Raw genomic sequence first — 23,304 nt, 5'->3', positions numbered from 1 at the left:
CCACAGCACCGCGTGTCGTTAATGATACGCAAAGGTCGCTGTGGCATTTTGTATGCGCTGCACGTCTCATCCTTAAATCGGCCCTGATTTCAGGAATTATGCAGTAGAAAAATTACGTGTCGCTCCAAGATGATACGCGTCGCTGAGACGTCTTATCGTGGAGGACGGCAACGTGACCGATCCTTGTGTGATGCAAGGTGCGACCGGCCGATGGAGGGGGCCTCCCTTCCCGCGGCGCGGCGTTTCCGTGCATCCGCAGCCTGGCCGGACGAGGAAACTCGGCGGCGGGCAGAACAGGTGAAGCGACTGCTGGATAAATCCGCGCGTGCGGGAAAAATATTGCCGATCGGGGTATCGTTGTGACTGTCTATCTGCCCATCGCAGAGCTCTCGGTGAACATCTTCATCATTCTCGGCATGGGTGCGGCCGTCGGCTTCCTGTCCGGCATGTTCGGCGTCGGCGGTGGCTTTCTGATCACGCCGCTCCTCATCTTCTACAACATCCCCCCGATCGTCGCCGTCGCGACCGGCGCCAACCAGGTCGTCGCCTCCTCGATTTCCGGTGCGCTCTCGCATTTTAGGCGTGGCACGCTCGACGTGAAGCTCGGCTCTGTGCTGCTGGTCGGCGGTCTTGCGGGCGCCACCGCGGGCATATGGATCTTCTCGATCCTGCGCAGCATCGGCCAGCTCGATCTCGTCATTTCGCTGCTCTATGTGGTCCTGCTCGGCACCGTCGGCACGCTGATGCTGCTCGAAAGTATCCGGGCGCTGCGCCGCGCGGCGAACAACCAGTCCGTCTCGCTGCGCCGGCCCGGTCAGCACAGCTGGGTGCACCGCCTGCCGCTGAAGATGCGCTTCAAGAAGTCGAAGATCTATCTGAGCGTCATTCCGGTCATAGGCCTCGGCTTCGGCATCGGCATCCTCACCTCCATCATGGGTGTTGGCGGCGGCTTCATCATGGTGCCGGCCATGATCTACCTGCTGCGCATCCCGACAAACGTCGTCGTCGGCACCTCGCTGTTCCAGATCATCTTCGTCACGGCCTACACGACCATCGTGCAGGCGACGACGAACTATTCCGTCGATATCGTACTGGCGTTCATCCTGATGGTGGCGGGCGTGATCGGCGCACAATATGGCGTGCGCGTCGGCCAGAAGCTGCGCGGCGAACAGCTGCGCGCCCTGCTGGCGCTGCTGGTTCTCGCCGTCGGCGCCCGCCTTGCCGTCGATCTGGTCGCCACACCCGCCGATATCTATTCCGTCGTCAGCGAGGGGGTCTATCGATGAGAGCGCTCCTCGCCCTTCTCTTCGCCCTCGGCCTGGCCTTTCCAGCCGCGGCCCAGGTGCTGGAAGACCCGCCGGTGGAATTTCCGGAAAAGCTGGAGATCGGCATCTCGACCGACGAGATCGCGATCTCCTCGGATTTCCGCGGCGCCGACCTCACCATCTTTGGCGCCATCGAAGGCTACGACCCGGCGCTGCTCACCCAGCGCAAATACGATATCGTCGTGGCGCTGGAAGGGCCGAAGGACAACAATACGGTGCGCATCAAGGAGCGCATCTTCGGCATCTGGGTCAACCGTCGTTCGATGACCTTCGAGCTCGTCCCGGAATCCTATTCGCTGTCGAGCACGCGCGACGTCGAGACGATCGCCGAACCCGCCATGCTGAACGGTGTGGGCGTCGGCATCCAGCATATCCGCCTTTCGCCGGTCGGCTTCCTCGGCGACGGCAGCAACATCACCGAATTCCGCGAGGCCTTCCGCAGGCTCAAGGAAAGCGGCGGTTTCTACCAGCGTGATCCGGGCGGCGTGCAGTTCATCAGCGCGAGCCTGTTCAAGGCGACGGTGAAGCTGCCGGCAAGCGTGCCGAACGGCACCCATGTCGTGCGTGCCCACCTTTTCCGCGATGGCGTGTTCATCGCCGAGAAGGCGCTGCCGCTGCGCGTGATGAAGACCGGCATCGAGCAGATGATCTCGAATGCCGCCTACAACAATTCGCTCGCCTACGGCGCCTTCTCCGTTTTCCTCGCCCTCATCACGGGCTGGCTGGCAAGCGTCGTCTTCCGCAAGGATTGATCAGCAGGCGGCTGCGGCCAGCCGCCGTACCACGGTCGCCTCATAGGCGGCCTGAAGCTCGCCTAAGACCGAACGGGCCGGGCGCGGCGCGCCGAGATGGATGGCGCGCAGCTCCTCCATAAAGTCGTCCCACAGCGCGGGACCGCCGTCTTCCAGCAGTTCCGCGCGGATCGACAATTCCTCCGTCACCGGCAGGAATCGCCGCCCCCAGGCGCCCATCATGGCGAAGACCGGCACCAGCGCGATGCCCATCTCCGTCAGGCTGTAGAGCGATTTCTGCTTGTGGCTCGGATCGTCTGCCTTGCTGATCAGGCCCTCCTCGACGAGCCGGCGCAGGCGGTCCGCCAGGATGTTGGAGGCGATGCCTTCGTCGGATTTCGTCAGCAGTTCACGAAAATGGCGGCGGTTGCCGAACATCATGTCGCGCAGCACGATCAGGCTCCAGCGGTCGCCCAGGATTTCAAGCGTCAGGTTGATCGGGCAACCCGAGCGGCGGGCATCTTTCATGCGATTCTCCAAAAACTGCTTGCATAGTACAATCAGTTTCGCTATCCATCAACCAGTTGCAAATCGCAACCGGTTAAGTTTCACGCGGCTCATGCCGCAAGGGAGGACGGAAAGATGGCAAAGGTAATCGTCTGGAATCTCGTAACGCTCGACGGCTTCTTCGAGGGCGAGAAGAAATGGGACCTCGACTTCCACAACAGGGCGTGGGGGCCGGAACTGGAAAAGCTCAGCAGCGAATTCGGCGAGAGCGCCGGCCTGCTCGTCTTCGGCCGCGTGACCTATGAGGGCATGAAGGCCTACTGGACGACGGCGGAGGGCGAGGCCGAGGTGAAAAACTATATGAACGCGCTGCCGAAGCTCGTCGCCTCGCGCACCATCACGGCCTCCGACTGGAACAACACCGAGGTGACGGCCGACATCGTCGGCGAGATCACCCAGCGCAAGCAGGCGCTCGACAAGACGATCTACATCTTCGGCAGCGCCGACCTGGTGAATTCGCTCCTGAAAGCCGGGCTCGTCGACGAGGTTATGCTGGCGATCGTGCCGGTGCAGCTCGGCAAGGGCACGCCGTTCTTCAAGGACGGTGCGCGGCGCGATTTCGACTTGATCGAGGCCAAGACGCTTTCCAACGGCGCGATCCTGACGCGCTATGCGCCGGCCGCGGCTTGAGACCGATAACCATTTCTTGAAGAGATGTGTTGAAACAAATCATGGTGCCGACCCCTTCGGACGTTAAGGGCGGATTGCGGATGCGCGATCCGCCGTCTCGTTGCGATCGAACCCAAGGGAAACAGCCATGCGAACGACCTCTCTTCTTGCCGGAACCATGCTCGCCGTAACCCTCCTTTCCGCCCCGGCCTTCGCCCAGACGGCGGAGACCGAGGAGGCCAACGCGCCGGACCAGAAGCCGGCTTTCGAGAACCAGACCCGCGCGGCCCTTCCCGCCGCGGTGCCGCAGATCAGCGTCGATGTCGTGGCGGAAGGCCTGCCACAACTCTGGGCGATGGAATTTCTGCCCGACGGCCGCATCCTGGTGACGACGAAGGAAGGCGCCATGCATGTGGTCTCGCAGGAGAACGGCGAGGCGAGCCCGCCGGTCGAGGGCGTGCCGGCGGTAATGTCGGAAGGGCAGGGCGGCCTGCTCGACGTGGCGCTGGCGCCGGATTTCGAAAGCTCCAACCGCATCTACTTCTCCTTTTCCGAACCGCGCGACGGCGGCAACGGCACGTCGGTCGCCTCGGCTGAGCTGACCGAGGAGGACGGCAAGCTCGCGCTCAAGGACGTGAAGGTCATCTTCCAGCAGATGCCGACCTATGACGGCGACAAGCATTTTGGCTCGCGGCTCGCCTTCGGGCCGGAAGGCCAGCTTTATGTGACGGTGGGCGAGCGCTCGGACCGCGAGACCCGCGTCGGCGCGCAGGATCTCGACAAGGGCTTCGGCAAGGTTTTCCGCATCGATGCGGAAGGCAAGGCGCTCTCCGACAATCCCTTCGTCGGCACGGACGGCGCGCTGCCGGAAATCTGGAGCTACGGCCACCGCAACCTGCAATCCGCCGCGCTGGATGGCCAGGGGCGGCTCTGGACCGTCGAGCACGGGCCGAAGGGCGGCGACGAGCTGAACCGCCCGGAAGCGGGCAAGAACTACGGCTGGCCGAAGGTGACCTACGGCATCGAATATAGCGGCGGCCCGGTCGGCGAAGGCATCACGACGCTGCAAGGCACCGAGCAGCCCGTCTATTATTGGGATCCGGTGATCGGCCCCTCCGGCATGGCCTTCTACAATGGCGATGCCATCCCGGAATGGAAGGGCGCCTTCCTCATCGGCGGCCTCGTCAGCGAGGGCCTCGTCGTGCTGCATATGGACGGCGACAGGGTGCGCAACGAGGAGCGCGTGGCCCTCGACGCTCGCATCCGCGACGTCAAGGTCGGCCCCGACGGCACGGTCTTTGCGATCACCGAGCAGCGCGGCGGCGAATCGACGATCATCCGGCTGGTGAAGGCGAGCTAGCCGATCAGATTGGCAAAGCGCACCGAATAGATGCGGTCGCGGCCGAGCATGTGCGCGACGAGGCTTGGCCGGTCGAAGAGGCCGGTCATCGCCTTGTGGCGCAGATCAAGGCCGCCGGTCATGATGCCGAAGGCGGGCATCAGCATGCGCTTGCCATCGGTCGCAAAACACGGGCGGCGCACCGCCTTTTCGCGGCGGACGACGGTGGCGGCGGGATGCAGGTGCCCGGCGATCTCGCCCGCAGGTGCTAGCAGCGACGGTTCGTGGCGGAAGGCGAGGCCGGCATAGTGCAACTCGTCGGCCGACTGGCCGGGCAGGTCCACGGTGCCGTCCGGATCATGGTTGCCGTTGATCCAGATCCAGTCGCGCCCGCGCGCGAGCTCCGTTATCTTCGTGCGGAACATCTCCGGCAGGTGGGCGGAGCCGACGCGGTCATGAAAATTGTCGCCGAGGCTGACGACGATCGCCGGATCGTGCCGGGTAATCACAGCTTCCAGTACCTTCAGCGTCGCGAGCGTATCATAGGGCGGCAGCAGCATGCCGCGGCGCGCGAAGGCGGCGCCCTTTTCGAGATGCAGGTCGGAGACGACGAGCAGGCGGGTTTCCGGCAGGTAAAGCGCGCCGAGCGGATCGCACACCGCCTCGACACCGGCAACGACGGTGCGGGCCGAGACGGCGCCAAAATCCTGTATCTCCATCGATGCCAGAGCGAGCCTCTGCATGCGGTCTTCAATCCTAGAGCATTTCCAGCCGAAGCGGCATCGCTTCGGCGTCGGATAATGCGGAAAAATAAAAACCTAGAGCATTTCCGGTGAACCGGAGTTCACCGGAAATGCTCTAGATCTGTGTCTCGCCCATCGCCTCGGCGATCAGGTCCTCTGCCGCTTCCGCCAGCAGCGAATCCTGCGCCTCGCCCGCCACCAGTTCCTTACCGATTTCCAGCATGATCGGCACGGCGAGCGGCGAAATGCGGTCGAGCCGGCGGTGGGTGATGTGGCCCTTGATTCGCACCAGCATATCGCCCAATCGCTGAATATCCAAAAGCCCCGCCGCCGCATCGTTGCGGGTCGCCTCCAGCAGGATGTGATCCGGCTCGTGGCTGCGCAGCACGTCGTATATCAGGTCGGCGGAAACGGTGACCTGCCGGCCGGTCTTTTCCTTGCCCGGATGGCGCTGCTCGATAAGGCCGGCAATCACGGCGCAATTGCGGAAGGTGCGCTTCAGCATGAAGCTTTCATCGAGCCAGGCTTCCAGATCGTCGCCCAGCATGTCCTCGTCGAACAGGCTTGAGAGCGACGGCCGTTCGACGGCAAACGTGTAGCCGAGGTCATCGAGCGCCCAGATGGCGAGCGAATAGTCGGTGGCGACGAAGCCGAGCGGCCGTCGGCCGGCGCGCTCCAGTCGACGCGTGAGCAGCATGCCGAGCGTCTGGTGCGCCAGCCGCCCCTCGAAAGGATAGGCGACCATGTAGTGCCGGCTGCCGCGCGGAAAGGTCTCGATCAAAAGCTCGTCGCGTTTCGGCAGGGTTGAGACGTCCCGTTGCAGCGCCAGCCAGTCACGCACCTGATCCGGAAGCGCGCCCCAGCGCTGCGGATCGTCCAGCATGCTGCGCACCTGGTCGGCAAGATAGGTGGAGAGCGGAAATTTCCCGCCCGCATAGGCGGGCACCTTCGCATCGAGCGAGAAGGCCTGGGAGACGAGACATTCATTCTCGCGGATGCCCTCGAAGCGCAGCACCTTGCCGGAAAACAGGAACGTGTCGCCGGGCGCCAGCATCTCCAGAAAATATTCCTCCACCTTGCCGAGCGACGCGCCGCCACGGCCGACCACGCCTTTTGCACCGCGCTTGACCATGCGCACGTTCAGCATCGGCATCTCGACGATGGTGCCGAGGTTCAGGCGATATTGCTGGGCGACCCCAGGGTTGGAGACACGCCACAACCCGTCCACCGTCTTGCGGATGCGGGCATAACGCTCATAGGTTTTCAGCGCATAACCGCCGGTCGCGACGAACTGCACGATGCGGTCGAATTTTTCGCGTGGCAGCTCGGTATAGGGCGAGGCGGAGGTGATTTCGGCGAAGAGCGCGTCCTCGTCGAAGGGCGCGGCGCAGGCCATGCCGAGCACATGCTGGGCGAGCACGTCCAGCGCGCCTTGCCCCACCGGCGGCGTATCCTGCGCGCCGAGATAATTGGCGTCGAGGGCCGCCTGACACTCCATCACCTCGAAACGGTTGGCGGGCACCAGGATGGCGCGGCTCGGCTCGTCCATGCGGTGGTTGGCGCGGCCGATGCGCTGCGCCAGCCGGGAGGCGCCCTTCGGCGCACCGACATGGATGACGAGATCGACGTCGCCCCAGTCGATGCCGAGATCGAGCGTCGAGGTGGCGACGACGGCACGCAGCCTGTTCTCCGCCATCGCGGCCTCCACCCGGCGGCGCTGGCCGACATCGAGCGAGCCGTGATGCAGCGCGATCGGCAGCGTATCCTCGTTGATGTTCCAGAGCGCCTGGAAGAGGATTTCCGCCTGGCTGCGCGTGTTGACGAAGAGCAGCGACGTCTTGTGCTGCTTGATCGCCTCATAGACCTCCGGCATGGCATATTTCGCCGAATGGCCGGACCACGGCACGCGCTCCTCGCTCTTTAGGATGGTGATGATCGGCTTCGCCCCGCCCGGTGCCGTGACGAGCCCGGCATGGGTTTCAGCATCCGGTGCCTGCTCGACCAGCCAGCGGCGCAGGTCCATCGGCTCGGCGACGGTGGCCGAAAGTCCGATGGTGCGCAGCCCGGGTGCCAGACGACGTAGCCGCGCGAGACCGAGCGACAGCAGGTGGCCGCGCTTGGAAGTGACGAGCGAATGCAGCTCGTCGAAGATCACATATTTCAGGTCCTTGAAGAAGCGCTCCGCCTCGCCATTGGCGATCAGCAGCGCCACCTGCTCGGGCGTGGTCAGCAGGATATCGGGCGGGTTCAACCGCTGGCGCTGGCGCTTGGCCTGCGGCGTGTCGCCGGTGCGCGTCTCGATCAGGATCGGCAGGCCCATCTCGGAAACCGGCTTCATCAGGTTGCGCTCGATATCGACGGCGAGCGCTTTCAGTGGCGAAATGTAGAGCGTGTGGATGCCGGTGAAGGCGGAGCCGGGCGGGATTTTTCCGCGCCGCGTAAGATCGGTCAGCGCGGGAAGAAAACCCGCGAGCGTCTTGCCGGCACCGGTCGGCGCGATGAGGAGCAGGCTCTCGCCGGCCGTGGCGCGGGCGAGCAGTTCCATCTGGTGCGCGCGCGGCTGCCAGCCCTTGGCCGCGAACCAGTCGGCGAAGGGTTTTGGCAGGAGGGCAAGGCCGGTGGCGGATTCGCCAGAGGTAGAATCGAAGCTGTTCACGCGTTTAAGCTAGTGACGGCCCATCGAATGTGAAGCCGCGCCCCGCGAAAAATCGGATCACATGGCAATATAGCGGTCGGCGCGGTGGTTGACGGTCAGGAACAGGTTGAGCACCACGGCGCCGACGACCGAGCAGAGCACGATGAAGGGTGCCGCGACCGAAAAGGCCGCGACCAGCACCACGAGATCGAAGGCGAGCTGCACGAGGCCGGCGCGAATGCCGAAGCGCTCCTGCAGGTAGACCGCCAGCACGCCCACGCCGCCGAGGCTGGCGCGGTGGCGGTAGAGGCCGAGCAGGCCGAAGCCGAGCAGGATGCCGGCCAGCACCGCCGTCCACATCGGATCGATGCTCTCGATGCGCACGAAATGCGGTTGCAGCTCGGTGATCAAAGAGGTGAGCGAGACGGCGATGATGGTCTTGATCGTGAAGGCCCAGCCGAGGCGTTTGAGCGCCAGCACGTAGAAGGGGATGTTCACCACCGTATAGAACAGGCCGAAGCTGTATCCGGTGAGGTAGTGCAGGATGAAGGCGACGCCGGCGGTGCCGCTTGCCACCAGCCCGGCGCTGCTCATCAGGGCAAGGCCGAGCGCGGCGATCATGCTGCTCGCAAACAGGCCCTGCGCATCTTCCAGCGGCGTATGGCGGGTAGGGGTGGGGTTCCAGAAGCCGAAACGCCGTTTGTCCACGTCCATGCCTGATCTCCGATGGTCTTTTGCTGTTGTATAGCGCAGCGCTGCCGGCGCAAGCCTATGCCTGCCGGCGCGCGAGGAAGAGCAGGCCATGCACCGGCTGGCCGGCATCCTGCCGGATCACGCTCTTTTCGAGGGCAAGCAGGTCGAAACCATTCTCCGCCATCCGCCGCCGGATGAAGGCTTCCGGATGCGCATACCGCAGCGACGGGCGTAGCAGCGGCGCATCCCCTTCACCGCCATCCTCCACGGAAAAGGCGAAGAGGCCGCCGGGCTTCGCAAGCTGCGCGGCGCTTGCAAAAACCTCGGAGAGATCGCCGAGATACATCAGCACATCCGCGGCGCTGACGAGATCGGCGCGCGCTTGCGGCGCATCGGCAAAGAGGCCGCTGTCGCCCGCCGGCCGCGACAGGTCGGCCTGCGCCAGATGGCCGTAGACCGCCTTTTCCGCTGCCTTGGCCAGCATGCCGGCGGAAAGGTCGAAGCCTTCCAGCCGGCCGGCATGGCCGCGGATTTCCACGCCGAACAGGCCGGTACCACAGCCGATATCCGAGACGAGGCCGAACTGCGCGTCCTCGCCCGCGTGTTGACGTACCAGCCGGGCAAGCGTGCGGGGCACCGTGTATTCCAGCCGCTCGACAAGCGCCGTATCGAAGCGGTCGGCATAGTCGTCGAAGAGGCGCGCGACATAGGGGCTTGGCGGGGCTGCGGGCGCGGTCGCGGCGCCGAGCACGGCGAGTTTCAGGCCGGCGCCGAAAATGTCGGTGGGGTCGAGGGCCAGGACTTTTTCGAGCGCGGCCGCCGCCGCCTCCTTCCGGCCTGATTTTTCCGCATATTCGGCGAGCCGGAACCAGCCGGCGGCCCACATCGGCACCTGCTCGAGCGCCTGTTCCATGAGTTCCTGCGCCTCCGCGAACTCGCCCGATTCCGCGAACATGCGGGCGTAGTCGGCGCGACGGTCGGCGATGAGGTCGCCGGAGGAGAAATGCGGGCTCGTCATCGGGGCCTGTGGAAACGGGGAAACTGGCGGAGCTACATGGCAGGGCCGCGGCAAAAGGCAAGCGAATTCTCGAAGGCAAGCCGCTTGCTTGCCGCGGGACCGGTGACAGCTTATCTGGAAGCGAACGAATTTTGGAGAATCAGCCCATGTCCAATGGCGTGAACGGGTTTCTCGGCGACACACCGCTGCGCGTGTTTATCAAGCTCCTGATCCTGTCGGTGGCCGTGGGCTTCCTGATGTCGGTCTTCGGGCTCTACCCGGACGACATCCTCTTTGCCGCCCGCGATTTCGTGGTCGACCTGTGGAACACCGGCTTCAAGGCGCTCGGCCGCATCGGTGACTACCTGCTGCTCGGCGCCGTCATCGTCGTGCCGGTCTTCATTCTCATCCGCATACTGAGCTATCGCCGCTGACCATGGTTTCCCGACGCACCCTTCTTGCCGCCTCCGCGGCCGCCGTCGCAGCACTTGCCGCGGGCTGTTCCACCACCAGCGTGCTGACGCCCTCCGCCGGCACCGGCAGCGACCAGACGCCACCCTCGCTCGCGCTGATCAACAAGCTTCGAGCTGGGCGCGGCCTGCCGATGCTCGCCATCGACAAGGCGGCGAGCCGCGCGGCGATGGACCAGGCAAGCCGCATGGCGGCCGCCGGCAAGATGGAGCACAATATCGGCTTCGGCGCGAATTTCCTGAAGCGGATGAAGGGCATGGAAGTCGCCCTGCCGGCGGCGGAAAACATCGCCGCCGGGCAGGACAGCGCCGCAGACGCCTTCGACGCCTGGTATCGCTCGCCGAAACATCTCGAAAACATGCTGGGTGCCGGCTATCGCGGCCTCGGCGTTGCGGTCGTCTCCAATCCTGCAACCGGCAACCGGCCCTATTGGGCCATGGTGCTGTCGAGCTGAACTGAAGCCGGGGGCGGGGCGGGAATATGAATGCGACGGCAGCAGGCGAAAACGGCGAGGCCGGCCCCTTCGAGGTGACGCACCGGCTCGTGCTGGCGATCGCCATTCCCATGACGCTCGGCTTCCTGACGACGCCGCTGATCGGGCTTACCGGCACGGCCGTGGCCGGCCGGCTCGGCTCGGCGGATGCGCTGGCCGGAATGGCCGTCGGCGCGGTGATTTTCGATCTCCTGCTCGGCAGCTTCAATTTTCTGCGCGCCTCCACGACGGGGCTGGTTGCGCAGGCCTTCGGCCGCGGCGACCGGCGCGAGGAGCAGGCGGTCTACTGGCGCTCGCTGACGATCGCGCTCTGTTGCGGGCTGGCGATCGCGCTGCTGTCGCCGCTCCTCCTGTCTGCCGGCCTCTTCCTGATGGCGCCCGGCCCGGGCGTTGCCGCGGTGACCACGACCTATTTCACGATCCGCGTGCTCTCCGCCCCAATGGCGCTCGCCAACTATGCGCTGCTCGGCTTCGTGCTCGGCCGCGGGCAGGGCACAACGGGGCTGCTGCTGCAGGCGATCATCAACGGCATCAACATCGTTCTGTCGATCACGCTGGGCTTGGGGCTCGGCTGGGGCATTGCCGGCATCGCCTGGGCCACCCTTGCCGGCGAAACGATCGGCATGCTGGCCGGCCTCCTCATCGTCGTCTCGCGCTTCGACCGGGCGAACCGTCCGACGCGCGCGGAAATCTTCGCCCGCACACGGCTGAAGGCGCTCTTCTCGCTCAACCGCGATATCATGATCCGCACCTTCGTGCTGATCGGCGCCTTCGCCATCATGACGCGCATCGGCTCGTCCTTCGGCCCGCTCGTGCTTGCCGCCAATGCGGTGCTGATGAACATCTTCCTCGTTGCCGGCTATTATCTCGACGGCATCGCCAATGCGGCCGAGCAGCTCGTGGGTCGCGCGTTCGGCGCGAATTTCCGGCCGGCCTTCGACCGCGCGGTGAAGCTGACCATGCTCTGGTCCTTCGGCCTTGGCGCCTTTACCACGGCGCTGTTCCTCGCCTTCGGGTCGGATGTCATCGGCCTGCTCACCACGACGGAAAGCGTGCGGGCGGAGGCGGCGGCCTACCTGCCCTGGGCGGCGCTGACGGCGATCACCGGCGCGCTCGCCTTTCAGATGGATGGTGTGTTCATCGGCGCCACCTGGTCGTCGGCCATGCGCAACATGATGCTGGCGGCCTTTGCCGGTTATCTGCTGGCGCTCGCGATTTTCGTGCCGCTCTTGGGCAATCACGGCCTCTGGCTATCGCTCAATCTGTTTCTGGCGTTTCGCGGGATTTTCCTGGCCTTGCGGCTACCCGTGCTGGCCGGGCGGCAATTCGCCTGAAGCATTTCCGGTTCACCGGAAATGCTTCAGGTTTTTGTTTTTCCGCATTATCCGACGCCGAAGCTATGCCGCTTCGGCTGGAAATGCTCCGGCTCGTCGGGCCGGAGCGCAACCCCGGCCCGGGCGCTTGATCGTCAGAACGGCTGGTCGAGCTGGGTGTCGATGTCCCGGACATCAAGCGGCTTTTTCGCGGGCACCGGCGTCAGCCGCACGATGCGTTCGGGATTTTCCGCCGTGGGATTTTCCGGCACGGTGCCGGGCGGAAGCGTGCTCTGCGCGATATCTGCCTTGCTGGCCCGCTCCGACCCTGAGGTCTCAGCCTCGTTCACGTCCGCCCGGGCGCGCAACCAGTGCGAATATTCGCGGCCTTCCGGGCGACCTTCTTCTTCCCAAATTTCGTGGGCCCTTTGCCGGATCCTTTCGTTGTGATCGTCCATGGTCTTGTCCCTTCCTGCCTTTTTGGCCGTTATTGGGCGGGATCGGTGCAGGCTACCGTCGATCGTTATCGGCTTCTGCCGCGCACTCCACCCGCAGGAGAGAAACCCTGCCGGGCGAGTTTGGTTCCGTTGTGGCGCTCAGAGGGGCCGGTCGGCCCAATGGGCGACACGGGTTCCGCGAAGCGCGGAAATCGAGGCGATCTGCTCGCGATCACAAATGCGAGAGAGCCCGCCGACGATCTCGCCGGCCAAGCCCGGACCGGCATAGACCATGCAGGAATAGAGCTGGACGAGGTTCGCGCCGGCGCGGATCTTCTCCGCCGCCGTCTCGGCGGATGAGACACCGCCGACACCGATGAGCGGCAGGTTTTCGCCGACGCGCCGGCGCATCTTGGCGAGTACGGTGGTCGATTTCTCGAAGAGCGGCTTGCCGGAAAGCCCGCCCGCCTCGCCGGCCTGGCGCGTATCCCGAAGGCCTGCGCGCGACAGCGTCGTGTTGGAGACGATGAGGCCGTCCAGCGGATGCGCGAGCGCCACCTCGGCGATGTCGTCGAGGCCTTCTTCCGTCAGATCCGGCGCGATCTTCAGGAAGACTGGCACCTGGCGGCCGCTGCGGGCCGCTTCCTCCGCACGGGCGGAAAGCACGGCGGAAAGCAATGCGTGAAGGCTATCCTTCGCCTGGAGATCGCGCAGGCCCGGCGTGTTGGGCGAGGAGATGTTGGCGGTGAAGTAGCGCGCGACGTCGTAGAAGGTGCGGATGCCTGCGACATAGTCCGCGACCCGGTCGGCACTGTCCTTGTTGGCACCGATATTGACGCCGATCAGCGCATCGCGCCGGCAGGCCTTCAGGCGTTCCAGCGCGGCGGCATGGCCGGCATTGTTGAAACCGAGGCGGTTGATGACGGCGTCGTCCTCGACAAGGCGGAAGATGCGCGGCTTCGGGTTGCCCTCCTGCGCGCGCGGCGTCACCGTGCCGATTTCCGTGAAGCCGAAGCCGAGGCGCAGCAGCGCTTCCGGCACGTCGGCATTCTTGTCGTAGCCGGCGGCCATGCCGAGCGGGTTGGGGAAGGTGAGGCCGGCGATGGTCTGCGCGAGACGCGGATCGGCCTTCGCCGGGCAGGCCGGCACGATGCCCGTCTTCAGCGCGGCGATCGACATGCCATGCGCGGTCTCGGGATCGAACAGGAAGAGGCCCTTGCGGCCGAGCGTCGAAAGCAGCGACATCACGCATTCATCTCCGGAAACTGGTGGGCGCCGTCAGGGCCGAGCGGCAGAGGCTTTTCCCAAAGCACGGCGGCAAGCGGCAGGGCGGCATAGAGATGCGGGAAGAGATCGCCGCCGCGCGACGCCTCATAAACCAGCTTTTCGCCGAGCGCGTCGCCATCGACGGCGACCAGCAGGAGATCGCTCTGGCCGGCGAAATGGCGGGCGGCGGTCTCGATTGCCTGGGCGCTTGTGGAGAAATGGATGAAGCCGTCGGTGAGGTCGATCGCTGCGCCCTCGAAAATCCCGGCTTCCTTTGCTTTTTGCCACAGACTTGCCGGAACGATCTTGTAGATTGTTTTGGCCATCTCGCCCGTTTCTCCCTTGCCTGCCGTTCTCAACGGTAGCGCTTGCCGCAAAGAACGGCGAATGTCCACCGGCGACACGCCCGGGAACCGGTCCTTGGAGGATTTTGCATGCGAATTCGCTCTCTGCCCCTCGTCTTCGTCGCTGTCCTCCTGGCGGGCTCCGCCCAGGCGGAGGGCGAAGGCCGCTATCGCATGGACAAGACCGATAGCGGCTTCGTGCGGCTCGATACCGTGTCGGGCGAGGTTTCGCTGTGCCGGGAGCAGGACGGCCAGATCGTCTGCCGCATGGCGGCCGACGAGCGCGCCGCCTTCGAGAAGGAACTGGACCTCCTGACCAAGCGCGTCGAAGCGTTGGAAAAAGGCGGCGCAACCGGGCAAACGGCCGTAAAACCGTCACTACCCACGGATGAAGAGATTGACCGGACCATGAGCATCATGGAAAAGATGATGCAAAGGTTCATGGGCATCGTGAAAAACCTGGAGGACGGCGAGGAGGAAACCGCCCCCGGGACGGACGCGATCCCCGAAAAGACCTGACGGAGCATCCTTAGCCGGCGAAGACCGTGCCGCATCCGTCGCGAGGTCCATACTGGTCTTTGTACTCTGGGGAGGGAGCGCATGGCATCGGCACTCACGATCATCATCGCGGATGACCATCCGCTGTTCCGCGGCGCCTTGAAACAGGCGCTCACCGGAATGGCGGGCAATCCGGATATCGTCGAGGCGGGCGATTTCGAGGCGGCGCGCCAGGCGGCCACGGCCAATCCGAATGCCGACCTGCTGCTGCTCGACCTCGCCATGCCCGGCGTCAGCGGCCTTTCCGGCCTCATCTCGCTTCGCGCCGAGTTCCAGAGCCTGCCGGTCGTGGTGGTCTCGGCAAGCGACGATCCGGCCACCATCCGCCGTGCGCTCGATCTCGGCGCCTCCGGCTTCATTTCTAAATCCGCCTCCATCGAGGATATCCGCGAGGGCATCGGCTCGGTGCTCGAGGGCAATATCTACACGCCGGGCGGCTATGTGCGCGCGCCGGAGCAGGACAGCGAGGTGGCCGATCTCATCGCGCGCCTGCGCACCCTCACGCCCCAGCAGTCGCGCGTGCTCGCGATGCTCGCCGAAGGCCTGCTCAACAAGCAGATCGCGTACGAGCTCGGCGTCTCCGAGGCGACCATCAAGGCGCATGTCTCGGCGATCCTGTTGAAACTCAACGTCGACAGCCGCACCCAGGCCGTCATCCAGCTCGGCAAGATCGGCAGCGCGCAGGCGGCGGCCTAACCCTATTCGGCGGCCGCCCGCTCCAGCGCGGAAAACTGCGTCAGCCAGGCCCGCATCGAGGCGGGGCGCACGGGCTTGTTCTGTACGAGGATATTGTCGCGCTCCGCTTCGGCGCGCACATCCGGCGTGCGGTCTGCTGTGACGAGCAGCGCCGGCACTTCGCGTGCCGCCGCGCGCCGCAGCGTGGCAATCGCGGCAATCCCTGTACCATCGTCGAGATGATAATCCGCAATGACGGCATCGATCGCGGGCGGCCCGGCCGCCACCAGCGCTTCCACCGCCGCCACCGATTCGGCGAGCGTCACCGCGCAGCCCCAACCGGAGAGCAGGAGCCGCATGCCGTCGAGGATTTTCGGCTCGTTGTCGATGCAGAGCACGCGCAGGCCCCGGAGCGGCTCGTCGCTCGCGGGCACGATCGCCGGCTTGTCGGCGACAGGGCGGCTTGCCGCGGCATCGACCGGTACGCGCACCTTGAAGCTGGTGCCGCGCCCCGGCGTCGATTGCAGCTCGACCGGGTGCGAGAGCACGCGCGAGATGCGGTCGACGATGGAAAGGCCGAGGCCGAGGCCCGGCGCGGTGCGCGCGCCCTCGTCGAGGCGGGCGAACTCCTTGAAGACCGTGCGGAATTTCGAGGCGGGGATGCCGATGCCGGAATCGAGCACCTGGATAAAGGCCTGCCCGCCCTTGCGCCGCACGCCGACCAGCACCTTGCCGGAATTGGTGTATTTGATGGCGTTCGAAACGAGGTTCTGCACGACGCGGCGCAGCAGGTTCGGGTCCGTGCGGATGGCGAGCGACGAGGGCAGCACGGTGAATTTCAGGTCCTTCGCCCGCGCCATCGGCGCAAAATCGGTCTCGATGCGCTTGAGCAGGTCCTTGAGGGGAACCGTCTGCACGCGCGGCTTCATCGCGCCGGTATCGAGGCGCGAAATGTCGAGCACCGCGCCCAGGATGGCCTCCACCGATTCCAGCGAGGAATCGATATTGTGGATCATCTCCCGGTTTTCCGTCTCGCCGAGCCGTTCGACGAGGGAGGAGGAATAGAGGCGCGCGGCATTGAGCGGCTGAAGGATGTCGTGGCCGGCGGCGGCGAAGAAGCGCGTCTTGCTGATATTCGCCTCTTCCGCGGCGGCGCGGGCTTCCGCAAGCTCGGTGTTGACGCGGGTCAGTTCGGCGGTGCGTTGGACGACGCGCTGTTCCAGCGTCTCGTTGACCTGTTTCAGCGCGCGGTCGGCCGCCACCCGGTCGGTGATGTCGGTATAGGTGGAGACGAAGCCCTTTTCGGGCATGGCGTTGGTGCGCACTTCGATGATGCGCTCGCCGCCCGAAAGCACCAGCGCGAAGGGTTCGTCATAGATCATGGTGCGCGTCACCGCTGCCTCGCGGTCGGCCTCGGCGATATCGCCGCGCTCCACCAGGATGTCGACGATATCGGCCAGCGGAAAGCCGACCTGGCCGACATATTCCGGCAGGTCGAGCAACTGGCGGAAGCGGCGGTTCCAGACGGTGAGGTTGCCGGCGCTGTCGAAGACGGCGATGCCCTGGTCCATCTGGCCGAGCGCGGTCTGCAGCATGTCCTGGTTATATTGCAGCGCCTCGCTTGCCTGGTCGAGCAGCCAGTCCGTATCCGTAGGCGTGTCGTCGATGCGCTGGAGCACGAGGGAGAGCACGAGGCGCGCGGAAGACGAGCCGATGGCGCTGCCAAGCAGCTGTTCGGAGAAATGCACGATCGCGGCATCGGCCGGCGCATTGTCTTCCAGCCAGCGGCCGACCTGGCGTTCATAGGTGTGGAACGAGCGCTGCATGCGCTCCTCGCCCAGATATTTGGCGATCGTCGTCTTGAGATCCTTCACCGTCACCTTGGTCCGGCGGCCGCGGAAGGCGCGTTCGAGGCGGGGTTTGGAGGGGATGAAGGTGGCGGCCTGGAGCCGCTCCAGCGAGGTCGGGTTGCGCGTCAGCGAGCCGACCACATAGGCGCCGATATTGACCATCATCGCGACCAGCGTCGCGTTGACCAGCGGATCGGCATTGTCGCCGGTGAAGATGGTGGAGCCGGGGAAGAGGAAGCCGAGCACGGTTTCGGCGACATAGGCATTGTCCGCGACGCCGATGCTCGGCAGGAACAGCAGGTAGGCCCAGACGACGAGGCCGGAGATCATGCCGGCCATGGCGCCACGCGCATTGGCATTGCGCCAGAACAGGCCGCCGAGGAGCGTCGGCGCCACCTGCGATATGGCGGCGAAGGCGAGCAGGCCCATCGAGGCGAGGCCGGCATTGGCGGTCGCCGCGCGGTAATAGGCATAACCGAGCAGCAGCACGAAGAAGATTGCGAGCCGCCGGATGCGCAGCAGCATGCGCGACAGGTCGTCTTGCTGATCGACGCCGCCGATCAGGTTGCGGCGCAGCACCACCGGGATGACGATGTCGTTCGATACCATGATCGAGAGCGCCACCGATGCCACGATGACCATGGCGGTGGCGGCGGAAAAGCCGCCGATGAAGGCGACCAGCGTCAGCACCGGCTGGTCGAGTGCGATGGGTAGCGTCAGCACATAGAGGTCGCCGTCGCCCGTGCCGTTGAAGGTCAAAACGCCGCCGATCGCCACCGGCAGCACGAAGAGGTTGATGGCGACGAGATAGAGCGGGAAGAGGATGCCCGCCATGCGCAATTCGCCGGCCGTGCGGTTCTCCACCACGGTGACGTGGAACTGGCGCGGCAGCATGACGATGGCGAAGGCCGACAGCACGATCAGCAGAATCCAGCGCGCGACCGGGGTCTCATAGCTCAGCGACTGCATGACGCGTTCGTTTTGCGATGCCTGTTGCCAGAGGTCGCCCGGCCCGTCGAACATGAAATAGATGACGTAGATGCCGATCGAGGCGATGGCGACAAGCTTCACCAGCGATTCCATCGAGATGGCGAGGATCAAGCCGTCCTGGTGCTCGGTCGCGTCCGTATGCCGCGTGCCGAAGACGATGGCGAAACAGGCGAGGAAGAGCGTCACGACCAGCGGCAGGTCGACGAGGCCGCCCGAGGACGCGATGCCGAAGCCGGTCGTATCGACCATGGCCGAGACGGAGCTCGAAACCGCCTTCAGCTGGAGCGCGATATAGGGAATGTAGCCGATCAGCGAGATCAGCGCGACGACTGCAGCGACACCCGGATTCTTGCCGTAGCGGGCGGCGACGAAATCGGCGATCGAGGTGAGGCGTTCGGATTTCGCCAGCGTCACGATGCGGCGCACCAGCGGCATGCCGAGCGTGAACATCAGGATCGGGCCGATATAGATGCCGGCGAATTCCAGGCCGTGCGTGGTGGCGAGGCCGACGCCGCCGAAATAGGTCCAGGAGGTGCAGTAGATCGCCAGGCTCAGCGCATAGACCAGCGGCCGGCCCTTGGATGCTCGGCCGGAGCGCTTGGCCTTGCGGTCCCCGTAACTTGCGACCGCGAAGAGCAGCAGCAGATAGGCGAGCGCCAAGGCGAATATCAGCGAGCCCGGCATGCTTCCTCCCGCAGTCCTTCGGCCTTCTTTGCGCAGAATAGGCCAAAGATGCCGGGAAGGAAATTGCGTCTAAGGTTGGGGGTGGACATGGACGGTGTGTAAACCCCTAGATATTGATAGGCCCCAGTTTCCTCCCGTGAAAAACTACACTAGGTTGCCCTTGCGTCGCAGCAAAAGGAGACCCGCATGCTCAATGAGTTCAAGGCGTTCATCGCCCGCGGCAATGTTATGGACCTCGCCGTGGGTGTCATCATTGGTGCAGCCTTCAACAAGATCGTCGAATCCATCGTCAACGACCTCGTCATGCCCATCGTCGGTGCTTTGACCGGGGGTGGTTTCGACTTTTCCAACTACTTCATCGCGCTCTCCGGCAATGTGACGGCAACGTCGCTCGCCGCCGCCCGCGAGCAGGGCGCCGTCTTCGCCTATGGCAGCTTCATCACCGTCCTCATCAACTTCCTGATCCTCGCCTGGATCATCTTCCTGATGATCAAGGGCGTGAACCGCATGCGCGCATCGCTGGAGAAGGAAAAGGCCGCCGGTGCTGCCGAGCCCGCGCCGCCGCCGGAAGACGTGCTGCTTCTCACCGAAATCCGCGACCTCCTGAAGAGCCGCCCGGCCATCTGAGGTTTCGCAGGCCGACAATTCGAAAGGCCCGGTTCGCCGGGCCTTTTTACGTTGCGGGCCAGCCCGTCGCGCGGGCCTGTTCGAGCGTTGCGAGCAGGGCGTCGGCCGGGGAAAGCCCGAGCAGGTCGGCCTGCTGCCGGAGCCAGCCCGCATGCACGAGGCGGATTTCGACCGGGATGCTCTCGATGCCGAGCGCCAGCGCCGCCGCCATGCGATGTTTACCGTTGGTGTGGCGGACGAGGCGGCCTTCCGCATCGATCGCCACCCCGATGTCGCGTTCGGCGAGGTCCTGCCAGAGCGTGCGCGTCCAGCGGTGGCGACGGCCGGTCTGGCCGAGCAGGCCGAGATCGGAATGCGGCACAATGCCGTTGGTCTCGATGTCGGCGATCAGCGCCAGATAATATTCGAAATAGTTGTCGAGCTTGTCGATCGTGTCGATCACGATGCGGTTGCGCTTGACGACGGCGCCGTCATGGATGCGTTTTGCATAGCCACGATAGCGCTTGCCCTCGCGAAAATCCTGCCGCGTGCCGATAAGTTCCAGGATCTCCGCGTGCGAGGAAGAGTTTTCCAGCGGTTCGACGATCCGGCTCCAGTCGCTGCCGTCGAGAAAATGCGTGCCGATCCAGCGCAGCCGCTCGCGATCGGAAATATTGTCGCGAAGCCGCGTCGTCAGGCTCTTTGCAGCCACCGGAATGACAAGCTGTTCGCCGAAATGAAAATGGCTTTGTGCCGCCGGGATCGCCGGGCCGCCCTCGCGATCGAGCCGCTTGACCGCGCGGTTGAACCGTCCGGTGAAACCCGCCTGAGCCGCCAGGAAGTCGCGCATCGGCACCCAATCGAGCACCTTCTGGACAAAGGACGGCGCGGGCGGCCGCGCACCGGGCGGCACCCTTTGATAGACCGGTCGTGGAAGTTTCTGCTGGTCCGTCAACCTTTGCCCGAGCCCGTTGCCATAGCCGTCGACGCGGGTGGGCGGCAAACAGCGCGGTCATCCATGACAAATAAACGACGGTTTTGCAAAGTAAGGCGGCCAAAAGAGGCTTCCGTCCGGCTGAAACCCCAGAGATTTCAGGCTTTGCCGGAACGGGATCACCCGCCCCGGCCAATGCCTTTTTGTCGCCCGGCGTGCCGTGCCTGCGAATCAGGCCGTCGCGCCGGCCGTCTTCGTCTGGTGGATTTCGATGAGGCTCGGGCCGTTGCGCCCGCCCGCCCGCTCCAGTGCCGCCGGCAGGTCGCGCACGTCCGCGAGCCGTTCGGAGGGCACGCCATAGGCGGTGCCGATGGCGATGAAATCCGGTGCAGAGGGTTTGACCCCTTCCGGCGTGATGCCGGCATCGACCATGTAGTTTTCGATCTCCTGGTAACCGTCATTGTTCCAGACGAGGAAGATCACGCGCGCATCCGCATCCGCCGCCGAGCCGATTTCCGACAGCGAGAATTGCAGGCCGCCATCGCCGACGAGGCAGACGATCGGCGCATCGGGTTCGGCAAGGGCGGCGCCGATCGCCGCCGGCGGGGCGTAACCGAGCGCGCCATAACCGGTCGCCGCATTGAACCAGCTGCGCGCGCGCGGTGCATCGCAATAATAGTTGCCGGCATAGACGGCCTGGGTGGAATCCCCGACGATGATCGCTTTCGGCAGCGCGCGGTACACCGCGTCGATGACGCCGACTTCCACCTGCATCTTCGGCGTCAGTTCCTTCCAGGCGTTCTTGCGCGCGGTTTCGGCGCGGGCGGCGCCGTTGCCGATCGGCTTGTGGCCTTCGAGGAAGCCGAGCATGCCGGCCGCCGCCGTCTTGGCGCTGGAAAAGATCGAGAGGCCGGATTGCGGCGTGCGGGCGAGCTGCGCGGCGTCGATATCGATGCGGATCAGCGTTTTCAGCCGCGGGAAGCCGCCATCGACATTGATGTCGTAGTCGGTCGGGCCGAATTCCGTGCCGAAAGCGACGACGAGGTCGGCATCGGCAAGCAGCCGGCGCACGGCCTTGAGGCTCGGGCTTGCCGGCACGCAGAGTGCATTGCCGGCCAGCATGCCGCGGGCATTGACCGTGGTGACGACCGGGGCGCCGATGCGCTCCGCAAGCTCACGGATTTCGTCTTCCGCCGTCACCGCGCCGCCGCCGGCGAGGATGACGGGGCGCGTCGCATTGGTGCAGAGGATCGCCGCACGCTGCAGGGTTTCCGCATCGGCGCGCGGACGGGTCGCGACGGCACGGGGAAAACTGCCGGTCTCGATGGGCTTGGCCATCACGTCGGTCGGGATTTCGATATGCACCGGGCCGGGACGGCCGGAGAGCAGCACGGCGAAGGCGCGCTCGACGACGAGCGGCAGGTCGGCCGGGTTGAGCAGCGTGTGCGAATAGAGCGCCAGCGTCTTCATCATGCCCTGCTGGTCCGGCAGTTCGTGCAGGAGGCCGCGGCCATGGCCGAGCGAATCGCGCCGGTTGACGCCGGAGATGACCAGCATCGGCACGGAATCCTGCCGCGCCTGCGCCATCGCCGTGATCGTGTTGGTGAGGCCCGGGCCGGTGATGACCAGCGCCACACCCGGCTTGCCGGAAACGCGCGCATACCCATCCGCCATGAAGCCGGCGCCCTGTTCGTGGCGCGGCGTGATGTGCCGGATCTTCGAGGCGGCGAGCCCGCGATAGAGCTCGACCGTGTGCACGCCCGGAATGCCGAACACGACGTCGACGCCATTGGCCTCCAGGAGGTCGACGAGAACTTCGCCTACGGTTTTGGTGGTCATGCGCGGCGCTCCTTGGGGCTTGCGGATCGGGCGGCAAGCGCGGTGATGCGCCGGCAGGCCTCGTCGATATGGGCATCGGGTACGGTCAAACTGAGGCGGATATAGTCCTCCGCCTCGTCGCCGAAGGACGAACCCGGCATCACGGCGACCAGCTCCTCGCGGAGCAGCGCCCAGGCGAAGTCCTCGCCGCTCATGCCGGTTTCGGCGACGTCGACGACGATGAACATGCCGGCCTCCGGCGGCAGCGGCACGAGGCCCGGTGCACGCGAAAGCGATGCGACGAAGCGGGCGGCGCGCGCCTTATAGGTCTCGCGCATCGTGGCGGCGGTGGCGATCGGGTTGTCGAGCGCATAGGCCGTCATGTCGGCGATGAAGGGCTGGCCGCCGAACAGCATCGTCTCCGAAACCGAGAGCAGCCGCGTGCAGAAATCCGCAGGCCCGATCGCCCAGCCGCTGCGAAAGCCCGGAGCGGCATGCGACTTGGAGATGGAGGAGACGACGATGGTGCGCTCGGCAAGGTCCGGATTGTCAAAGGGCGAGGCGAAGGTCGCGCCGAACACGAGCTGTTCGTAGACCTCGTCGCAGACGATCCACAGGTCATGCTTGCGGCAGACCGCGCCGATTTCGGCGATCTCGTCAGCGCTCAGCACCGCGCCGGTTGGGTTGTGCGGCGTGTTGAGCAGCAGCACGCGGCATTCCGGCGTGATCGCCGCTTCGAGATCGGCCGCCTTCATGTGGAAGCCGTTTTCCGGGCGCAGCGGCACGGCGATGCGCTCGGCCCCCGTCGAGCGGATGACGCCTTCATAGGTCGCATAGAGCGGATCGCCGACGAGCACGGCGTCGCCCGCTTCCACGAGGCCGAGCATGACGGCGAAGAGGGCGGTCTGGGTGCCGGGGAAACACAGCACGTTGGCAGCGGTGACGTCGCTGCGGCGCTTGCGGTACTTGCGCACCAGCGCATCGACGATGGAGGGTTCGCCGCGGCCGTTGGAATAGCGATAGCGGCCGGCATGCATGGCCCGCACGGCCTCGGCCAGCAGCACCGGGTCCGGCGGTACGTCCGGCTCGCCGATGGTGAGCTCGATGATCGGCTTGCCCTCGGCCTTCATGCGCCGCGCTTCGGCATGGAGCGCCCATTTTTCGGAGCCGAGATTCTGAAGCCGGTTTGTGATGGATGCATAGCGCATGGCCGTTCTCCGCATTTC

The 23,304-nt window shown here is 65.3% G+C and carries 22 protein-coding genes; 10 read left to right on the top strand and 12 right to left on the bottom strand.

The features are described from left to right. Positions 1 to 359 precede the first annotated feature (359 nt). The gene (locus AC1RWL_RS14525) at positions 360 to 1,286 is read left to right on the top strand and encodes a sulfite exporter TauE/SafE family protein (protein ID WP_493095103.1); all 927 of its coding nucleotides are present in this window, start codon (positions 360 to 362) and stop codon (positions 1,284 to 1,286) included. Then, a complete protein-coding gene (locus AC1RWL_RS14520; protein ID WP_439631413.1) occupies positions 1,283 to 2,077 on the top strand; it encodes a TIGR02186 family protein in 795 nt (264 codons plus the stop codon). The genes AC1RWL_RS14525 and AC1RWL_RS14520 overlap by 4 nt, the downstream gene beginning before the upstream one ends. Here AC1RWL_RS14520 and AC1RWL_RS14515 read toward each other — a convergent pair whose 3' ends face one another. Further along, positions 2,078 to 2,584 (bottom strand): winged helix-turn-helix transcriptional regulator, encoded by a 507-nt coding sequence (locus tag AC1RWL_RS14515; protein ID WP_493095102.1) that lies wholly within the window; start codon positions 2,582 to 2,584, stop codon positions 2,078 to 2,080. It lies immediately after the preceding gene. A 114-nt stretch (positions 2,585 to 2,698) separates the two neighbouring features. Here AC1RWL_RS14515 and AC1RWL_RS14510 point away from each other — a divergent pair, with 114 nt between their 5' ends. Next, positions 2,699 to 3,253: a dihydrofolate reductase family protein gene (locus AC1RWL_RS14510; RefSeq protein WP_256117948.1), complete on the top strand. Its 555-nt coding sequence runs from the start codon at positions 2,699 to 2,701 to the stop codon at positions 3,251 to 3,253. A 127-nt stretch (positions 3,254 to 3,380) separates the two neighbouring features. Beyond that, positions 3,381 to 4,592: a PQQ-dependent sugar dehydrogenase gene (locus tag AC1RWL_RS14505; RefSeq protein WP_493095101.1), complete on the top strand. Its 1,212-nt coding sequence runs from the start codon at positions 3,381 to 3,383 to the stop codon at positions 4,590 to 4,592. On the opposite strand, the gene pdeM is transcribed toward AC1RWL_RS14505, so the two are convergent. The 4 genes from pdeM to AC1RWL_RS14485 all read right to left on the bottom strand — a co-directional run bounded on the left by pdeM (position 4,589) and on the right by AC1RWL_RS14485 (position 9,660). After that, the gene (gene pdeM / locus AC1RWL_RS14500; protein ID WP_439614951.1) at positions 4,589 to 5,314 is read right to left on the bottom strand and encodes a ligase-associated DNA damage response endonuclease PdeM; all 726 of its coding nucleotides are present in this window, start codon (positions 5,312 to 5,314) and stop codon (positions 4,589 to 4,591) included. The genes AC1RWL_RS14505 and pdeM overlap by 4 nt on opposite strands. Positions 5,315 to 5,429: 115 nt before the next feature. Further along, positions 5,430 to 7,970, bottom strand: a complete 2,541-nt coding sequence (locus AC1RWL_RS14495) for a ligase-associated DNA damage response DEXH box helicase (protein ID WP_493095100.1) — start codon at positions 7,968 to 7,970, stop codon at positions 5,430 to 5,432. 57 nt (positions 7,971 to 8,027) lie between these two features. Continuing rightward, positions 8,028 to 8,663 (bottom strand): YitT family protein, encoded by a 636-nt coding sequence (locus tag AC1RWL_RS14490; protein WP_493095099.1) that lies wholly within the window; start codon positions 8,661 to 8,663, stop codon positions 8,028 to 8,030. Between the two features lie 55 nt (positions 8,664 to 8,718). Further along, positions 8,719 to 9,660: a class I SAM-dependent DNA methyltransferase gene (locus AC1RWL_RS14485; RefSeq protein ID WP_493095098.1), complete on the bottom strand. Its 942-nt coding sequence runs from the start codon at positions 9,658 to 9,660 to the stop codon at positions 8,719 to 8,721. Between the two features lie 146 nt (positions 9,661 to 9,806). Here AC1RWL_RS14485 and AC1RWL_RS14480 point away from each other — a divergent pair, with 146 nt between their 5' ends. Genes AC1RWL_RS14480 through AC1RWL_RS14470 form a run of 3 tightly spaced genes read left to right on the top strand, consistent with a single transcriptional unit; the run spans position 9,807 to position 11,937 of the window. Beyond that, positions 9,807 to 10,073 carry a DUF6460 domain-containing protein gene (locus AC1RWL_RS14480; protein ID WP_493095097.1) on the top strand — a complete coding sequence of 89 codons (267 nt, stop codon included), beginning with the start codon at positions 9,807 to 9,809 and terminating at the stop codon, positions 10,071 to 10,073. Between the two features lie 2 nt (positions 10,074 to 10,075). Next, entirely contained in the window at positions 10,076 to 10,564 is a 489-nt protein-coding gene (locus AC1RWL_RS14475; protein ID WP_493095096.1) for a CAP domain-containing protein, read from the top strand. Between the two features lie 26 nt (positions 10,565 to 10,590). Next, a complete protein-coding gene (locus tag AC1RWL_RS14470) occupies positions 10,591 to 11,937 on the top strand; it encodes an MATE family efflux transporter (RefSeq protein ID WP_493095095.1) in 1,347 nt (448 codons plus the stop codon). A 134-nt stretch (positions 11,938 to 12,071) separates the two neighbouring features. Here the strand turns inward: AC1RWL_RS14470 and AC1RWL_RS14465 are convergent, their stop codons facing one another. The 3 genes from AC1RWL_RS14465 to AC1RWL_RS14455 form a co-directional block, all read right to left on the bottom strand. Next, on the bottom strand, positions 12,072 to 12,374 hold the full coding sequence (locus AC1RWL_RS14465) for a DUF2934 domain-containing protein (RefSeq protein ID WP_493095094.1): 303 nt from the start codon (positions 12,372 to 12,374) through the stop codon (positions 12,072 to 12,074). A 138-nt stretch (positions 12,375 to 12,512) separates the two neighbouring features. Continuing rightward, positions 12,513 to 13,598 (bottom strand): quinone-dependent dihydroorotate dehydrogenase, encoded by a 1,086-nt coding sequence (locus tag AC1RWL_RS14460; RefSeq protein WP_493095093.1) that lies wholly within the window; start codon positions 13,596 to 13,598, stop codon positions 12,513 to 12,515. Next, a complete protein-coding gene (locus AC1RWL_RS14455) occupies positions 13,598 to 13,945 on the bottom strand; it encodes a DUF952 domain-containing protein (RefSeq protein WP_493095092.1) in 348 nt (115 codons plus the stop codon). The genes AC1RWL_RS14460 and AC1RWL_RS14455 overlap by 1 nt, the downstream gene beginning before the upstream one ends. 108 nt (positions 13,946 to 14,053) lie before the next feature. Here AC1RWL_RS14455 and AC1RWL_RS14450 point away from each other — a divergent pair, with 108 nt between their 5' ends. After that, positions 14,054 to 14,482: a hypothetical protein gene (locus AC1RWL_RS14450; RefSeq protein ID WP_256117926.1), complete on the top strand. Its 429-nt coding sequence runs from the start codon at positions 14,054 to 14,056 to the stop codon at positions 14,480 to 14,482. A gap of 81 nt (positions 14,483 to 14,563) precedes the next feature. Further along, the gene (locus tag AC1RWL_RS14445; protein WP_493095091.1) at positions 14,564 to 15,217 is read left to right on the top strand and encodes a response regulator; all 654 of its coding nucleotides are present in this window, start codon (positions 14,564 to 14,566) and stop codon (positions 15,215 to 15,217) included. A gap of 2 nt (positions 15,218 to 15,219) precedes the next feature. Here AC1RWL_RS14445 and AC1RWL_RS14440 read toward each other — a convergent pair whose 3' ends face one another. Beyond that, the gene (locus AC1RWL_RS14440; protein ID WP_493095090.1) at positions 15,220 to 18,720 is read right to left on the bottom strand and encodes a hybrid sensor histidine kinase/response regulator; all 3,501 of its coding nucleotides are present in this window, start codon (positions 18,718 to 18,720) and stop codon (positions 15,220 to 15,222) included. Between the two features lie 186 nt (positions 18,721 to 18,906). On the opposite strand from AC1RWL_RS14440, the gene mscL reads away from it, so the two are divergent. Beyond that, complete coding sequence (gene mscL / locus AC1RWL_RS14435; RefSeq protein ID WP_493095089.1) at positions 18,907 to 19,347, top strand: large conductance mechanosensitive channel protein MscL; 441 nt, start codon at positions 18,907 to 18,909, stop codon at positions 19,345 to 19,347. A gap of 46 nt (positions 19,348 to 19,393) precedes the next feature. Here mscL and AC1RWL_RS14430 read toward each other — a convergent pair whose 3' ends face one another. From AC1RWL_RS14430 to AC1RWL_RS14420, 3 genes are all read right to left on the bottom strand, one after another. Then, positions 19,394 to 20,329 carry a hypothetical protein gene (locus AC1RWL_RS14430; RefSeq protein WP_493095088.1) on the bottom strand — a complete coding sequence of 312 codons (936 nt, stop codon included), beginning with the start codon at positions 20,327 to 20,329 and terminating at the stop codon, positions 19,394 to 19,396. A gap of 162 nt (positions 20,330 to 20,491) precedes the next feature. After that, positions 20,492 to 22,099 carry a 5-guanidino-2-oxopentanoate decarboxylase gene (locus tag AC1RWL_RS14425; RefSeq protein ID WP_493095087.1) on the bottom strand — a complete coding sequence of 536 codons (1,608 nt, stop codon included), beginning with the start codon at positions 22,097 to 22,099 and terminating at the stop codon, positions 20,492 to 20,494. Then, the gene (locus AC1RWL_RS14420) at positions 22,096 to 23,286 is read right to left on the bottom strand and encodes a pyridoxal phosphate-dependent aminotransferase (RefSeq protein WP_493095086.1); all 1,191 of its coding nucleotides are present in this window, start codon (positions 23,284 to 23,286) and stop codon (positions 22,096 to 22,098) included. The genes AC1RWL_RS14425 and AC1RWL_RS14420 overlap by 4 nt, the downstream gene beginning before the upstream one ends. Between the last annotated feature and the right edge of the window lie 18 nt (positions 23,287 to 23,304).

This window comes from Shinella sp. GW821-FHT10F02 (genome assembly GCF_058809275.1).
This window is presented reverse-complemented; position numbering and strand designations above follow the sequence as displayed.

Bases quoted from the DNA above. Each gene is read 5' to 3' on its own strand.
- AC1RWL_RS14520 (WP_439631413.1), top strand. From the start codon at position 1,283: ATGAGAGCGCTCCTCGCCCTTCTCTTCGCCCTCGGCCTGGCCTTTCCA.
- AC1RWL_RS14515 (WP_493095102.1), bottom strand. From the start codon at position 2,584: ATGAAAGATGCCCGCCGCTCGGGTTGCCCGATCAACCTGACGCTTGAA.
- AC1RWL_RS14510 (WP_256117948.1), top strand. From the start codon at position 2,699: ATGGCAAAGGTAATCGTCTGGAATCTCGTAACGCTCGACGGCTTCTTC.
- AC1RWL_RS14505 (WP_493095101.1), top strand. From the start codon at position 3,381: ATGCGAACGACCTCTCTTCTTGCCGGAACCATGCTCGCCGTAACCCTC.
- pdeM (WP_439614951.1), bottom strand. From the start codon at position 5,314: ATGCAGAGGCTCGCTCTGGCATCGATGGAGATACAGGATTTTGGCGCC.
- AC1RWL_RS14490 (WP_493095099.1), bottom strand. From the start codon at position 8,663: ATGGACGTGGACAAACGGCGTTTCGGCTTCTGGAACCCCACCCCTACC.
- AC1RWL_RS14485 (WP_493095098.1), bottom strand. From the start codon at position 9,660: ATGACGAGCCCGCATTTCTCCTCCGGCGACCTCATCGCCGACCGTCGC.
- AC1RWL_RS14480 (WP_493095097.1), top strand. From the start codon at position 9,807: ATGTCCAATGGCGTGAACGGGTTTCTCGGCGACACACCGCTGCGCGTG.
- AC1RWL_RS14475 (WP_493095096.1), top strand. From the start codon at position 10,076: ATGGTTTCCCGACGCACCCTTCTTGCCGCCTCCGCGGCCGCCGTCGCA.
- AC1RWL_RS14470 (WP_493095095.1), top strand. From the start codon at position 10,591: ATGAATGCGACGGCAGCAGGCGAAAACGGCGAGGCCGGCCCCTTCGAG.
- AC1RWL_RS14465 (WP_493095094.1), bottom strand. From the start codon at position 12,374: ATGGACGATCACAACGAAAGGATCCGGCAAAGGGCCCACGAAATTTGG.
- AC1RWL_RS14460 (WP_493095093.1), bottom strand. From the start codon at position 13,598: ATGTCGCTGCTTTCGACGCTCGGCCGCAAGGGCCTCTTCCTGTTCGAT.
- AC1RWL_RS14455 (WP_493095092.1), bottom strand. From the start codon at position 13,945: ATGGCCAAAACAATCTACAAGATCGTTCCGGCAAGTCTGTGGCAAAAA.
- AC1RWL_RS14450 (WP_256117926.1), top strand. From the start codon at position 14,054: ATGCGAATTCGCTCTCTGCCCCTCGTCTTCGTCGCTGTCCTCCTGGCG.
- AC1RWL_RS14445 (WP_493095091.1), top strand. From the start codon at position 14,564: ATGGCATCGGCACTCACGATCATCATCGCGGATGACCATCCGCTGTTC.
- AC1RWL_RS14440 (WP_493095090.1), bottom strand. From the start codon at position 18,720: ATGCCGGGCTCGCTGATATTCGCCTTGGCGCTCGCCTATCTGCTGCTG.
- mscL (WP_493095089.1), top strand. From the start codon at position 18,907: ATGCTCAATGAGTTCAAGGCGTTCATCGCCCGCGGCAATGTTATGGAC.
- AC1RWL_RS14425 (WP_493095087.1), bottom strand. From the start codon at position 22,099: ATGACCACCAAAACCGTAGGCGAAGTTCTCGTCGACCTCCTGGAGGCC.
- AC1RWL_RS14420 (WP_493095086.1), bottom strand. From the start codon at position 23,286: ATGCGCTATGCATCCATCACAAACCGGCTTCAGAATCTCGGCTCCGAA.